We start from the raw sequence: 15,066 nt of genomic DNA on the forward strand, positions 1-15,066 counted from the left end.
TTAACGCTACACAACATAGAAAACAGAGAGAGTTTTTTATTTCCATCATTAAGCACGATGCGCAGCCATATGCGACTTACCATCGTGCTTAGTTGCATTTATTCTAGTAAATTTAAATATAAAACAAATATTTAATTTACTGTATTTATATTTACATATCATACAACTTTCGCTGAATCGACGGATTAAATTCTGTCATCGATCTTAACCGCCAAAATAAAATGTTGTCGATTCATTGTGATTCATCATATGAGGCTTGGCTTTTAATTGCTGATAATCAATCGTAGGTTGCTCAACAAAAGCCTGAAAACTTTGATAGCAATACATCATGTCATCTTGTAATTCTATTGATAATTTACCTGTAGACCAATCGCGTAGATGACCAATCACAAATAAGTGTGATTTGGCACGTGTCACAGCAACATTTAATAGATTAGGCTTGCTATTCACCCATTTAATCCCCCCTGTTTTTCTGCGCAGCACCGAAGCTGCCGTACAGACGATTACAGTTGAAGCTTCTTTACCTTGAAAGCTATGTACTGTTCCAATGTTTTCTCTCCAAAAATGATCATAGTTTTTATGTTGTGCCTTTTCGCCCAATGCACAATTCATCCAAGCATGATTATTGGGGTCTTTTGCTTGTTTACGCCATTCTTTTATGATTTCATTTTTCATTTGAGTAAAAGGTGTAATAATAAATACACCGCCTGCTAGCATTGCTGCCTGATTTTCTGCCAAATATTGAATTACTTTTAAAGCAACACTTGCCTCAGCACGATTAGCATAACCTTTAGCATTTAGATTTTCTGCTCGTTCTTCTACATGAATCCAGCCACTTGGAATAAAATGTACATCCTGCATATGCTGTATGCTCGTCGCTGCCACCATTTTATTATCATAAGCAATGCGATTTGCGATAGAAAACATCGGCTCTAAACAACGACGATGTACTAACAGGGGAATTCCGACTTCACGTTCACCAATTTTTGCATAATATTGACTTGCACGATCGGCAATAGTTTGTGCAGACTGGGTCGAAACCAAATATAAATCGCCCCATTCCTGCTTAGCATATTGATGTGCCAAAAGCATATAGTCTTCTGCAATAGATCGATCTATTTGATATGGAATATTAATAACAGGTTCGAGCTGTATTGGATCTCCAACAAAAACGACTTGTTTACAGCGCTGTAATAACCCAACGACTTGATAATTTACCGCCTGCCCAGCTTCATCTAATAAGGCTAAACCAAAACCTTCGACCTGTTGCATCAGCTTAAATTGATTTTCAACCGAAGACAAAGACGTACTTAAGACAGGAAAAAATAAGAACAACATACTCCATAAACGTTGATGATATACCGGTTGCTCATTTGACTCTAAATGCCCATCCAATAAAGCCTCTAAGTCACTCCAATATTTTTTCAATTCTGCGCTTTGTGTTTCTAGAATTGCTTCATTTAGCGCCAATGCATGAATAAATAACTGGCTACGGCATTGATTTATTTTTTCAGAGCTAAATGGTGTACTTTTCTGCAAAATCGATTCAAATTCAGATGGGTCTATAGAACCTGAGAGCTTATATGCTGACGCGTTACTCAGGTGTTCTTGAGCATCCAATTGCCACATATCTAGATTTTCAGTACTGACAATAAACTGTTCAGCAGCGCCTAAACATTGATTAAGTTCCTTAAAAGTCTGTTGGAAATCGCTTATAGCGGCATTTAACTTATTTTCTTGGTGCTTTATATATAGTTTTTTAGCAAACCATTGCTTCTTAACGTCAATAAATGCAAAAGTCAGTTTATCCCACTCTGGTGCTTGCATGGCTTGAGCAAACTCTAAAAATTCTGCTATTTGTAACTTATCCTGCGCAACCTTATACAAAGCCTCACGTAGCGGTTTAAAAAAGTCGAGATGCGTTTTAAAATTCGAGCATTGTTCGAAGTCAGCAAATAGATCAAATATCAGTTGATTCTGCTTCCAAAACTCAATTTGTTTTTTTAAATATATAAGTTTTTGCGAAATATCATCGGTATTTGATATCTGCTTTGTAAAGAGATTCAAGCGATAACGATCATTTATAAACCTAAAATAAGCTGAAAGCTCGGCTAAGGTTTTTTTAAAGTTTTTACGATTATTTGCATTGCCTAGTACTGCACAAAATAATCCCCATTCGTCTTGTGCAGCAATATGAGAAAAATGTTTAAGGTCTGCTTTAAATTCTTCAGCAATACTATTTAAAGATGGCAATTCTTTCGATATATTCTCTACAGCTTTATTGTTACTTGAAGCAACTAAAATACTGTAGTTCATAACCTGATCTAAAAGTTCTGTATTGTCTAATAATGCAGCTTCATTATTTTTTGTATAAAACTTCAACAACTGTACAGTGCGTAATACAAATCGTTCCGCAATAATATCCTTTAATAAGGTGGTCTTTCCTGTACCTGGTGGTCCATTTACAGCAACCACAGGATTTTGTATTGTTTCTTTGGCAACATTTACAGCGAGTGTTTGTAATAAACTTAAACCATATTTAGCATTGGTTGGCCAACGTCCTAATGCAATGCGGTGAGTAAGTGGAACATAAAAATGACCATGCCCTACCGCTTCTGGAATATATGTTCTTTGTTGCGTACCGCATAAATATTTTTGTAAAGGCATAGATAAGCCTGAAAGCCCTTTTTGATCTAATTGATTAATGCAGTGTTCTAGATCTTTTACAAAGAATGGACCTAATTGCTGTGATTCATTACCCTCAGGATAAAAACTAAAACGCCATCTAAACGTTAAATCGCCCTGCGTTGTGATAGCAGGCTGATCGAGAACATCATGTGCATACTCACTTTCGAGCGCTTGACAGTGTAACATCATAAAGTCTCGTGCTGTTTTTTCTGGCCAAAACTTATTGCTCAATGTTCGATTAATCTTTTTAATTTTATCCTGCAATATTTCTGTGGTGAATAAATCTTTTTGTTCGGGATCGCTAAAATTTATTTTGAATAAATTTTCGATTTCATCGACACGTGCAGCAATCCATTCAGATAAACTTAGATTATGTGCCGTACTCGGTGGGCATTTACGGTATATGGTCCGTATCGTTGATAAATTAATAATTAAATCTTTATCTTCGGTAGATAATGACCATTGTATCGTGCCTACCTTTGGATCGTAATGTGGTACAAAACTATGTGCCACAAGATAAGTTTTGGGAATAATAAAATTTGGGTGTAAATCAATGTTTTCTGCAATATATCCAGCTTTATGACACTGAAACATAATGACCAAACGGCTCTCATCATGAATATAGTCTGAATTATTTTTTATTTTAACAACCAAATCGGTTGCTATTTTAGCTGTAAAACTTTCTGCTTCTTCACTTAAAATGTCTTTATTGTTTTTAAAAGGACACTCTGGCAAATCAAATAATTCTACATCCAACCAATAATTTAATATTTTTTCACAACGTATTTTATTTTCTATAGTGGAAAGGTCAGTATTTTCTTGAGCTTGGCTATCGTTATCCAAGGTGTTTTTTTTAAAGGATTTTTTACGATTCAATAAGTTATTCAGTGTTTCTTTAAAATTTATACGCATTATCAGTCCCAGACAATATGATCAAGCGATTCGTTATCCGCAGTATAAACTAGCATAATGTCCTTCTGTCGTCATGTCGTTGGGCGAATTCAAGCATAAGCTGTGACAGTTTTAAACGGGTTAAAAGAATCAACTAATCTGAAAAAAACGTCCAAACAAAGGTGGTCGCGATATTTTGAATAACCGCAAACATATTCATCAGCGATATTCTATTATCGTTAATCCTCCTTTCATACTGCGGGTTTATTATTAAATAATGAACCATGAGAATATGACTTGAATCGAATCTAAACACAAATCCATCCGATTCAAGCGCATAGCTTAAGTCCATAGTTGTACCCACAATGCTCTAATTAAATAATTTATCCTGAAGTCACATAGCTTCATTTTATGTTAAATAAGATATCCAAGACATGAGCAGCGCTGCTGCGCAAGTTAGTGTTGGTGCTGCACCTGACGGTTTCGATCATAAACGATCTTGCCGTCAAGTGTATCCTAAATAACATAATATAATCAGCCTTTAAGCTAAATGATGCATCCTAAAAAGTGCATAATAAGCAGCCCTACTTCTTAAAATAGGGCTACATTGAACCATCTTAACGTGTGGTATAACCGCCATTGGCAAAAATTGTTTGCCCTGTAATCCACCAGCCATCTGTTACTAAAAAGCGTACTAAGGGTTCTATATCCTCAATTTGCGTTAAGCCACCAAGTGCAGCCGCTGCTTTATGATAAGAAATCGCCTCCGCTGCTTCCTGCCCATAGAAAAACGGTGTATCCATTGGACCCGGTGCAACAGCAGTCACAGAAATGCCGCGATCACCAAACTCTTTAGAAGCAGCTCGCGTATAATGTTCTACAGGTGCTTTTAATCCTTCATAAGTAGAATAAAGACCGGTATATGCTGCCAATAAACTGGTGACAATGGTGCATATTTTGCCGTGATGATTGAGATGACGCCCAGCTGATTGAATAAAAAAATAGGCGATTTTATTATTAACATCATTCATGACATCAAATTCTTGTTCCGTTGTGTCTAAAAATGGTTTTTTTAGTACTCGTCCCACGGTATTAATCGCAATATCTATTCCTCCAAATTCTGCTTTGGCTCTGATAAATAGCTGTTCTATATTTTGAATATTTGATAAATCTGCTTGAACCAAAATAGCATTTACGCCAAATGCTTGAACCGCTTTTAAGGTGTTTTCTGCTTCTTCTTGAGCCGATGCACTATGATAATGAATCAATAAGTTGGCACCTTGTTCGGCAAACTTTCGTGAAATCAGCCCACCTAAGTTTTTGGCGCCGCCAGCGACCAAGACTGTTTGTCCTTTTAAATTATGTTGTGACACGATTATGCTCGCTATGATGATTAATGAGTAATTAGCATAAATGAATTTAATTTTGTGAAATAGCAGTTATTATTGCACTCATTATGCAAAATAGTTGGATAATAAAATGGACAAAATTGATCGACTCAAAGTCTTTTGTTTGGTTGTAGAGAAGCGGTCTTTTGCACAGGCAGCAAAGCAATTAGGCCTACCAAGATCCAATGTAAGCTATGCTATTCAATCCCTTGAGAAAGAATATCAAGTCCTATTATTTTATAGAACCACGCGTAAAGTATCGCCGACTCATGAAGGTAATATATTTTATCAAGAAGCTACAGGTTTAATTAAGCAACTCAAAGAACTCGATCGCTTTAAAACCCATGCGCGTAGTCAAGAAGGAAGCATTAGTATTGGTATGCCAAACCGTTTAGCGACTGAGCTTGTGATGCCTTATTTACTCGACTTTTATCGGCACTATCCTAACGTCAAAATATTGATGCATGCCGATGATGATTTCACTCATTTAATTGAGCAGCAATTGGATTGTGTGATACGTGTCGGACAGGTACAGGATCAATATCTTTTGATCAAACCGATTTGCCAAACAAAAATATGGACACTCGCCTCTCCAGCATATTTAGCAGAACTGGGTGAACCCAAAACACTGCTTGAGCTAGAACAGCATTTTTCTGTCGATTATCATATTAAAAAGCATTATCAAGAATGGAGTGAATTACAATTTCGAGATCAGAGTATAAAAATGCCATATCGTTTATTGGTCAATAATACTGAAGCTTATATTCAAGCTGCATTAGAGGGTTTGGGGATTATACAAATTCCTGAGTTTGATGCCGTACCATATGTACAACAGAGTAAGTTAGTACAATTATTTAAAGATATTCCTTGTCTAAGCTTACCCATTAATATTTTACTGACAGATCGACAGTATCGTCCCAAGTATTTCCAATTTTTTATTGATTGGTTAGATCATTTATTGAAAGAAAAAATGGTAGGCTCCTAGATAAGCACATCCACTCTTGCATATAATGCGTTTTGGTTAACTCTTGATTTCGCTCCGATATGATGCAGCGCACATGGTCTGAGCACACGCAAATTCGTGTGGTCAATAATTTTTCTGACTTAGTCCAACTCCATTTTCAGGGGAAAATGAATGCAATTTGTTGGTCTAGAACATTAATGGGCGACTTTCAAGAGATTGTCGAGAAATTGCTATTCAAAGAAAAAGAAGATATTACGGAAGTTTCGATAGCGGATCTTCGGGCTTTAAAACTCTCTGCACAAGGTGATTTAGCCAGAGAAATTATCATACAGGATATACAGCTATTAACAGATTTTGGGGCATCCCCTGTTCTTAATTTACTAAAACAGTATGAACGTGATGATAGCTTAGATTTTATTACAACCGATGTGTATTCTTATCATGTCGATCGCTCGCCAATAGAAACCGATACCTTCTTGTGCACCTATTATGGACCTGCCAGCGATATTCTTCCGAATGATCAAGTTGAACAAAAAATTTTAATCCCAGAAATTAGACAAAAACTGAAAAAGCTTTATAGCGGTCCTGAATCGGAGTTTGACGCATTTTTAGAAGAATATTTTTTTGATTTACATTATCAAGCCAAAGCCAATGCCAAAGCTGTGAATTTAGGCTGTGGGCATCTGTGGCGATTGGCTGTCGATCATCCAACCCAACAAGCAGAACCTTGCGTGCATCGTGCACCGGCTGAAGACGGCGTATATCGCTTATTACTGATATGTTGAGATAGCCTTAAATCCAATACTCTGATCTCTAATCTCCCCCTCCAAATATTGCATGGCATGAGGTTTATGCTGCGCGATGAGGTTTTGCATCTGACCAATGTATAGCTTTTGCATGGCTTTAAAGTTCAAATATTTACCAAAAGTTTTTCAATAAACGATTCAGTTCAAGATCTGAGATGATTTATTCCAATGATTGCGGTATAACTAAATTGCATAAAAAAAATACGACCATGTGTCATTTAAAAAGGATTTAGATATGGATGCAGGAATCATCACTATTTTATTACCCCTTGCCCTAGCAATTATTATGATGGGTTTAGGTTTTGAGTTAACGTTAAAAGATTTTGTCCGTGTAAGTAAATATCCTAAAGCGATATTTATAGCGTTGTTCTGCCAACTGGTCATCTTGGTCGCTATTGCATTTATACTGGCAAAAATACTGAATTTACCGCCCTTACTTGCTGTAGGTTTGATGCTATTGGCGGCTTCACCGGGTGGACCAACGGCCAATATCTTTAGTTATTTATTTAAAGGAGATATTGCGCTCAATATCAGTTTAACTGCGATTAATTCTGTCGTGGCGGCATTTAGCTTACCCTTTATTGTAAATCTTGCTTTATTGCACTTTATGCAAGATCAACAACAAATTGGATTGCAGTTAGCTAAAGTGATCCAAGTTTTTGTGATTATTTTACTTCCAGTAATCGTCGGGATGTTATTGCGGCATTATCGCCCGCAATTGACCGAGGCTTTAAATCGACCTTTTCGGGTATTTTCTATTGTTTTCTTAGTCCTGATTATTGCCTTTGCGCTATTTAAAGAAAAAGACAATATCATGCAGTACATGACTCAAGTTGGTTTGGCAACAGCATTATTTTGTATATTTAGTCTCGCAATAGGTTATAGCATACCGCGTTTATTTGGAGTTCCCTCATTTCAAGCACGTGCCTGTGCATTTGAGATCGGTATTCATAATAGTACTTTGGCGATGACAATAGCACTGAGTATTTTGTCCAGTACCACAATGGCTATGCCAGCAGCGGTTTATTCTATCTTTATGTATATTTTCGCGACTGCATTTGGCTTCATCATTGGGCAAGAAAAACAAAAGGCAATACCAATAGTCACAGCCACTCAACAGCCCATCGAAGACCTTAAAAGCTAGCCCATTCCCTATACCTGTAAATGACCGCCATATGCACTATTGAGCAAGCGTATGGCGCTCTAATCAAATCTATAAATCTATAAAGCTATAAATAGATTATCAAACTAAAGTGAATTTAGTGTGTTATGTGCATGACATCTCATCTTTACAGCTATAGTACTGAATACTTTGTTCTAGCCGAATAGTTTTTCTATTTGCATTGTTTATTTTATTGATTTAGACTTGCGCAAAATCTCTGTAACGCACTACATCGCAGGAAATTGTTTTTAAATATAATCAAATCTGTTTATATTCCTCCTGCTCAGAGATTATAGCTCTCCATTCTATTTGCATTTTTTGCCATAATTGAGTATCTGCCAATGAAGTAAGTTCTATTTTTCTCATCAACCCTATTTTTTTGATGTGCAATATAGAACGACGTGATTGGTTGCTTGCCTAATCTTTCTTTTTCGCTTTTGACTTTAAATCCTCTCAATTGCCTTGCGCTAAGATGCTATTGCATCACTCTGTGTTGTTGATCACGCTATGCTGATCATTAGATCATGGTGAATACCAATGCATTATGAATAGGCTATAAGATGGCATGCAAACGGCGTGCAAAATAGCGCAACGGATAAACATAAGCGTCACGTTTTATATTGTGCAAGTTGTTTTGGAGTAAGTATGACTCAGACTGCTTGTGTGATCTCTCAATTGGATTTAATGATCCAAGATCGAAAAATTTTAACATCCCTAAATTTTCAGTTATATCACGGACAATGTTCTGCCTTGATTGGTGCCAATGGTCAAGGTAAATCTCTCCTATTATCTTTATTGGCACAGCGTACCATACCGAATATAAGCGCTAGCGGACAAATACAGTGGCAGACTCAATTTGCCTATTTAGCTCAGCTACAACGCTTAGATGCCAATACCATCGCTGAAGCATTGGGTGTAGCGGTATTGGCTAAGCATTTTAAACATATTGCACAAGGACAGACCGATGCAGAAGCCTTAGATGCTGTTGATGGACATTGGCATTTGCCGATACTGTGGCAGCAGTTATTGCAAGATGCACAGTTACCGACAGATTTAGATTATCCTATTGCCCAGTTAAGTGAAGGTCAACGAACTAAATTGGCGTTATGTCAGTTATTTCAATTCAAGCAGCATTATTTATTATTGGATGAACCGAGTAACCATTTAGACCAGCATAGTCGCGCATGGTTAATCAAAGCAATACAGCAACATCCTGCCGGATGCCTGTTGGTCAGTCATGACCGAGAACTGCTCGATCAAGTTCAACATATTTATGCCTTATCACAACAGCAGCTACACCATGTTCGTGGGAACTATACACATTATCAGCAACAACAACAGTTACAACGCGCAGCACTTGAGCAACGGGTTGCGGATGGGCAGAAACAACTGACGTATATGGTGCAACAGCAGCAACAGGCACAACGTAAGGCAGAAAAAAGACAACAAAGCGGCAATAAAATTCGGCAGTCGGGTTCACAAGCCAAAATTTTATTGGATTTCAAAAAAGAACAAGCCCAACAATCAATGGCGGCACGGCAAAAGCAATTTTCCCAACAACACCATAAAGCAACCACGCAATTGCAGGCGCATCAACAACAGCTCTTTCAGGTTAAGGCACAGCGCTTGCAATTGCTATGGGGTACACAGCGTAAAAGCGCTGAGATTTTACGCTGCAAGCACTTACAACTGCCCCAACTTCAGCACGCCGCCATTAGCTTTGCCTTAAATGCTGGAGAAAAAATCCAGTTGGCGGGCAACAATGGTTGTGGCAAATCAACTTTATTGGCGCTAATTGCAGCACAGGCAATTTGCGATACAGAAAAGCTATATTGTGCGGTCGATGTACTTTATATCGATCAACATTTTAGTATGTTAGATCGCACACAAAGTGCTGTAGATAATCTACGACGGCTGTATCCGAAACCAACTGATTTGCACTATCGCCGTTTATTGGGGCAATTACAGCTCAAAGCAGAGAAAGCCTGCTGTCCGCTGGCTCAACTCAGTGGTGGAGAGCAATTAAAAGTTGCCCTACTCTATATGAGTCAGATCAGTGCTGAGGTGGGTTTATTATTATTGGATGAACCCGAAAATCACCTTGATATCGCATCAAAAGAAATACTAGCAGATGCCATACGGGCTTACCCTGGTAGCGTCATTTTAGTATCACACGATCGTCAGTTTGTTCGTGATTGTGGCATTGTGAAAGTCTATCAGCTGTCTTGATACTACAAAATCCACTATTTTCCACTTAGCTCCCCCAACATCAAAAAGATCCCAGTCAAGTGCTGGGATCTTTTTGATTCAGATAAGTCTGATGCCTCATCGATGAGACTGGCTTAAACATGAACATTGCAACGTTTAAGCTGATCGCATAGCTTAGCTTAAGCGGTTAATTCTTGTACCGCGGCAACCACTGCATCTGTAGTAATACCAAAGTGTTGATATAAATCTTTGGCCGGTGCAGATTCACCATAGCTTTGCATACCAATGACTTTGCCATCCAGACCGACAAACTTCCACCAATAGTCTACATGTGCAGCTTCGATTGCAACACGGGCACGTATATGGCTTGGCAAGACTGCTTCACGATAAGCAGGGTCTTGTTGTACAAAGATTTCAGCACATGGCATAGAGACTACACGAACTCCTTCAAGTTGCGCATAAGCATCCATGGCAAGACCCACTTCAGAACCCGTGGCAATAATAATTGCTTTTAGCTCGCCTTTTTCCTGACCTAGAATATAAGCACCTTTGGCGATATCGGCAATTTGGGCTTGATCACGGTTTTGGAATGCTAAGTTTTGACGCGATAAAATTAAGGCAGTTGGACCATCTTTACGTTGTAATGCAGATTTCCATGCCGTTGCCGTTTCTACAGTATCTGCTGGACGCCAAGTGTTGAGGTTTGGTGTACCACGTAATGATGCAATTTGTTCAACCGGTTGGTGTGTCGGACCGTCTTCACCGAGACCAATTGAGTCATGGGTATAAACATGGATCACACGTTGTTTCATCAAGGCAGACATACGTACGGCATTACGTGCATATTCCATGAACATTAGGAATGTTGCTACATAAGGAATAAAACCGCCGTGTAGTGCAATACCATTGGCAATTGCGGTCATACCGAATTCGCGTACACCATAGTGGACATAGTTACCTGCGGCATCAGCTTCAACACTTTGACATCCCTTCCACAGGGTTAAGTTTGATCCAGCCAGATCAGCTGAACCGCCAAGCAGTTCTGGTAACAATGGACCGAATGCTTGCAATGCATTTTGACTGGCTTTACGACTGGCAATCGTTTCTGCTTTTTCATTGGTTTCAGCAATATAAGCATTTGCTTTGTCATTGAAATCCGCAGGTAAATCACCTGTTAGACGGCGTAACAATTGTTCTGCTTGGCTTGGGTAGCTTGCTTGGTATTGAGCAAACAAAGTATTCCATTGTGCTTCAGATTGTTTGCCTTTTTCTTTGGCATCCCATGCCGCATAGATGTCAGCAGGAATATCAAATGCAGCCTCAGCCCAGCCCAATGCTTGACGCGTTAATGCAATTTCATCTTGCCCCAATGGTGCGCCGTGACAGTCTTCTTTTCCTTGTTTATTGGGAGAACCTAGACCAATCACCGTTTTACAGATAATTAAACTTGGTTTGTTGGACTCTGCTTTGGCGTCTACTGTTGCTTGGTGAATTGCCGCGGCATCATGACCGTCAACACGAATCACTTGCCAACCATAGGCTAAGAAACGTTGTTCAGTATCATCAGAGAACCATGCTTCAACTTCACCATCGATGGAAATGCCATTGTCATCATAATAGGCAATGAGTTTGCCTAAACCTAGGGTACCCGCCAATGAACACACTTCATGGGAAATACCTTCCATTAAACAACCATCACCCAAGAAGCAATAGGTAAAGTGGTCCACTACATTGAAGTCAGCGGTATTGAATTGAGCAGCTAAGGTTTTCTCTGCTAAGGCAAAACCAACAGCATTGGCAATACCTTGTCCTAAAGGTCCAGTTGTAGTTTCTACACCAGGCGCATAACCGTATTCTGGATGACCTGGGGTTTTAGCATGCAACTGGCGGAATTGTTTGAGATCTTCAAGACTTAGGTCATAACCAGTCAAATGCAATAAGGCATAATGCAGCATTGAGCCATGACCATTTGACAACACAAAACGATCGCGGTTTGGCCATTGTGGATTGGTTGGGTTGTGGTTGAGGAATTCACGCCAAACCACTTCGGCGATGTCAGCCATTCCCATTGGTGCACCTGGGTGACCAGAATTAGCTTTTTGCACAGCATCCATTGCCAATACACGAATAGCGTTCGCAATACGACGTTCATGAAGCGGGGTTGTCATAAATAAAGTCCAATAAGGTTTTTAAAAGAGAACAATCATGAATAGATATTCACAGCAGGCTACTATTGTCTTAAAAAAAGCGCATGCGGTAAAGGTTTTATCCTAGAATTCTATAAACTTATGTCATTTCAGTTAAAAAACAACAGCTTTAAGCAATTAAAATATCAGTTTATACGGTAAAAATTCATTGCGAGCGCAACAAGCTGTTGTAGCGCTGCTGTTTAGCTGTTGTTTAGCTGCTATTTAATAGTTTAATAGTTAATAGTGCTAATGCTTTTGCATATAGCTCATAAAGGCATGCATGCCACTGCGCCATGTTTCTGGGCGTTGAGCAATCAGATAGGTGGTAACTTGTGCAATATGCTCTTCGATGGGGACTAATTTCAACCGATCACTATAACGGGTGTGATTGACATAGGCTTCGGGCAAAATGGATAAACCCATGCCCAAGGATACACAGCCCATAATGCCATCTAAACTGCCCATTTCAACCATCAAACTACTGGGCAAATTATAATAAGCCAATAAGTTTTCTATACTGTGCCGATAAGAACAGCCTTGCCGAAAGACAATAAACTGATGCTGCATTAATTGATCGGCGCATAATTCCAGTTCAATATGCTTGGCCATAACCAAGACCAGTTTTTCTTGCCAGATCGGTAAATTATATAAATTAGGCAAAGGATGGCTATTGGCAATAAACGCACAGTCCAACTCATGTGCTAGCACGGCATCGATTAATTGTCGCGACGGTTGGCTTAATACATTTAATCGCAGCTGTGGGTATTGTTGTTTGATTTGATGAAATAACTCAGGTAAACGAAAAGCTGCGGTGGTTTCCATACTGCCAATATTCAGCACATCTGGCAGTTGCTGGTTTTGATGCAAAAAATGATTCAATGCATCTTGATGAAGCTGCAAAATTTGCGTTGCATAATGCTGTAGTTGCTGCCCTGCGCTGGTAATACGAATCGGTTGCTGTCGACTAATTAATTCACACTGTAATTCAGCTTCAAGTTTTTTGATGTGATTGGTAATATTCGACTGAACTGTATGTAAGCTTTGTGCTGCCGCAGAAAAACTACCTTGTTCGATGACGGTTAAAAAAACTTGTAATGACTTCAATTGCATCATCGACTTCCTTCACGATTCATCCGCATACTGATTATATTGATTTCCTAGATATCGCAACTATCTCATTTTGAGATAGATACTATCAATTCAAATCATTTTACAAGATACCATAATTATTATTCAATCAAGTCAGCACCAGTCTAGGATGACAAAGTGAAGGATTTTAGATATTTATGCATTATTGCATTGGGGGCAACCTGTTTAGGAATAGGGTTATTCCGTTTTTCATATACCGCACTCTTGGCTTTGAGCGTCGACCTACATTGGTGGAGTGCCCGTTTCGCCAGTTATTTAGCCAGCGCTAATTTGTTGGGATATTTACTCGGCGCACTGTTGGCATTTCGTGCTATTCCCCATGCTTATATTCGGCAGAGTGTCTTATTCTCCGCGTTATTGGGCAGTTTGAGTTTAATCTGTTGTGGAATTCAAGCCATGCCACTGTATTGGTATTTATGCTGGCGGATTATCTCTGGCGTTGCTGGCGGTTTATTGATGGTACTCGGTCCAAGTTATGCGCTGCAATATGTGGCACAACAACATAAAAACTTATTCAGTTTTATTAGCTTTAGTGGTATTGGTTTGGGAATAGTATTTAGCACAACCTTTTTACCACTTCTAGCGCAGCAAGACCTAGCACGTGCATGGTTTGTATTGGGGATTTTAAGTTTTATCATCAGTGCCTTAATATTTTGGGGCTTGCGGCAACATGCCTCGCAGTTACTGTCTTTAAAACAGCAACAACCGTCGCAATCACAGGATCACCCCTTACAACGACAGCCTTCAATCCCCCAATCTATGCAACAGGCTGCTGCGAGGACATTAAATGCGCGTCATTATCGTATCGCTGGGCTGATTATTTTCTGCTATGCCTTAAGTGCTATTGCGTATATTCCCCATTCATTATTTTGGGTAGATTATCTCATACACCATTTAGATTTAAGCGTTCAATATGCGAATCGCCAATGGATGTTTTATGGTTTTGGTTCCATGCTCGGTGCCTTACTCACGTATTTATTATTAAGACGCTTTAGCCTAAAAACTGCAATGTGCTGCCTGTATAGCAGCTATGGACTGGCAATCGCCTTGCCTGCATTTTGCCAGCAAGCGTGGGCAATTAGTCTATCTTCTATCACGACAGGAATGTTAAATCCTGCAATCGTCTCTTTAAGTTCTAGTTTATTGGCTGCTTATCTTGGCATAACACATCATCGCAGTTTTTGGGGAATGGCAACCATCGCCTTCGCCGTTGCTCAGCTGATTGGTGGTTTATTGATGAGTTATTTACGAGACCTACAATTTGATTATCAACAATTGTTTTTATTTGCCGCTGCGCTCATGGTCATTGCCTTTTTATGTAGTTTGAGTTTACAGGCAATGACTGATCTATCAGCTAAACAACAGGAGTCTAAAAGATGAAAACAGCATTTTATCAAATTGCTTTCAGCCTATTGGTTATTGTCTTGGTGTTGTTGTTACAACAGATTGATTTGCGCTATCAGTTCAAAACTGATCAAACACCATGCCCAAAGGGAACAACCGACTGTCATCGCCCGATTAACCCTGAGTTTTTAAACTAACCCGTGGGAATGCTTGAATCAACTTTGAGCTGAGGTCCTCAATATCGCTGCTGGAGGTAAACCTACAGCGCAGGCTAAAT

10 protein-coding genes are annotated in these 15,066 nt (G+C 39.1%); 6 read left to right on the forward strand and 4 right to left on the reverse strand.

Annotation, left to right across the window (positions count from 1 at the left end; translation table 11 throughout):
* Positions 1 to 204: 204 nt before the first annotated feature.
* Together BFG52_RS08525 and BFG52_RS08530 are read right to left on the reverse strand one after the other, a co-directional pair.
* Complete coding sequence (locus BFG52_RS08525; RefSeq protein WP_067554733.1) at positions 205 to 3,600, reverse strand: DEAD/DEAH box helicase; 3,396 nt, start codon at positions 3,598 to 3,600, stop codon at positions 205 to 207.
* Positions 3,601 to 4,196: 596 nt separating this feature from the next.
* Entirely contained in the window at positions 4,197 to 4,952 is a 756-nt protein-coding gene (locus BFG52_RS08530; RefSeq protein WP_067554736.1) for an SDR family oxidoreductase, read from the reverse strand.
* 106 nt (positions 4,953 to 5,058) lie between these two features.
* Between BFG52_RS08530 and BFG52_RS08535 the strand changes: the two genes are divergently transcribed.
* The 4 genes from BFG52_RS08535 to BFG52_RS08550 all read left to right on the forward strand — a co-directional run bounded on the left by BFG52_RS08535 (position 5,059) and on the right by BFG52_RS08550 (position 10,128).
* Positions 5,059 to 5,952: a LysR family transcriptional regulator gene (locus BFG52_RS08535; RefSeq protein WP_067554739.1), complete on the forward strand. Its 894-nt coding sequence runs from the start codon at positions 5,059 to 5,061 to the stop codon at positions 5,950 to 5,952.
* A gap of 62 nt (positions 5,953 to 6,014) precedes the next feature.
* Entirely contained in the window at positions 6,015 to 6,716 is a 702-nt protein-coding gene (locus BFG52_RS08540) for a DUF1826 domain-containing protein (protein WP_067554742.1), read from the forward strand.
* Between the two features lie 256 nt (positions 6,717 to 6,972).
* A complete protein-coding gene (locus BFG52_RS08545; protein WP_067554746.1) occupies positions 6,973 to 7,881 on the forward strand; it encodes a bile acid:sodium symporter family protein in 909 nt (302 codons plus the stop codon).
* A 663-nt stretch (positions 7,882 to 8,544) separates the two neighbouring features.
* Positions 8,545 to 10,128 (forward strand): ATP-binding cassette domain-containing protein, encoded by a 1,584-nt coding sequence (locus BFG52_RS08550; protein ID WP_067554747.1) that lies wholly within the window; start codon positions 8,545 to 8,547, stop codon positions 10,126 to 10,128.
* Between the two features lie 158 nt (positions 10,129 to 10,286).
* Here BFG52_RS08550 and tkt read toward each other — a convergent pair whose 3' ends face one another.
* Positions 10,287 to 12,275, reverse strand: a complete 1,989-nt coding sequence (tkt, locus tag BFG52_RS08555; RefSeq protein WP_067554750.1) for a transketolase — start codon at positions 12,273 to 12,275, stop codon at positions 10,287 to 10,289.
* A 267-nt stretch (positions 12,276 to 12,542) separates the two neighbouring features.
* Complete coding sequence (locus BFG52_RS08560) at positions 12,543 to 13,409, reverse strand: LysR family transcriptional regulator (protein WP_228703731.1); 867 nt, start codon at positions 13,407 to 13,409, stop codon at positions 12,543 to 12,545.
* 153 nt (positions 13,410 to 13,562) lie between these two features.
* On the opposite strand from BFG52_RS08560, the gene BFG52_RS08565 reads away from it, so the two are divergent.
* Both BFG52_RS08565 and BFG52_RS17075 read left to right on the forward strand, forming a co-directional pair.
* Positions 13,563 to 14,825 carry a YbfB/YjiJ family MFS transporter gene (locus tag BFG52_RS08565; protein ID WP_067554755.1) on the forward strand — a complete coding sequence of 421 codons (1,263 nt, stop codon included), beginning with the start codon at positions 13,563 to 13,565 and terminating at the stop codon, positions 14,823 to 14,825.
* Positions 14,822 to 14,986, forward strand: coding sequence for a hypothetical protein (locus BFG52_RS17075; RefSeq protein WP_157758089.1), 165 nt, complete (start codon positions 14,822 to 14,824; stop codon positions 14,984 to 14,986). The genes BFG52_RS08565 and BFG52_RS17075 overlap by 4 nt, the downstream gene beginning before the upstream one ends.
* The last annotated feature ends 80 nt before the right edge of the window (positions 14,987 to 15,066 follow it).

Source organism: Acinetobacter larvae (genome assembly GCF_001704115.1).
Classification (GTDB): Bacteria; Pseudomonadota; Gammaproteobacteria; order Pseudomonadales; family Moraxellaceae; genus Acinetobacter; species Acinetobacter larvae.

Excerpts from the sequence above, each read along its gene's own strand:
- BFG52_RS08525 (WP_067554733.1), bottom strand. The coding sequence starts at position 3,600 with ATGCGTATAAATTTTAAAGAAACACTGAATAACTTATTGAATCGTAAA.
- BFG52_RS08540 (WP_067554742.1), top strand. The coding sequence starts at position 6,015 with ATGCAGCGCACATGGTCTGAGCACACGCAAATTCGTGTGGTCAATAAT.
- BFG52_RS08545 (WP_067554746.1), top strand. The coding sequence starts at position 6,973 with ATGGATGCAGGAATCATCACTATTTTATTACCCCTTGCCCTAGCAATT.
- tkt (WP_067554750.1), bottom strand. The coding sequence starts at position 12,275 with ATGACAACCCCGCTTCATGAACGTCGTATTGCGAACGCTATTCGTGTA.
- BFG52_RS17075 (WP_157758089.1), top strand. The coding sequence starts at position 14,822 with ATGAAAACAGCATTTTATCAAATTGCTTTCAGCCTATTGGTTATTGTC.
- BFG52_RS08550 (WP_067554747.1), top strand. The coding sequence starts at position 8,545 with ATGACTCAGACTGCTTGTGTGATCTCTCAATTGGATTTAATGATCCAA.
- BFG52_RS08535 (WP_067554739.1), top strand. The coding sequence starts at position 5,059 with ATGGACAAAATTGATCGACTCAAAGTCTTTTGTTTGGTTGTAGAGAAG.
- BFG52_RS08560 (WP_228703731.1), bottom strand. The coding sequence starts at position 13,409 with ATGATGCAATTGAAGTCATTACAAGTTTTTTTAACCGTCATCGAACAA.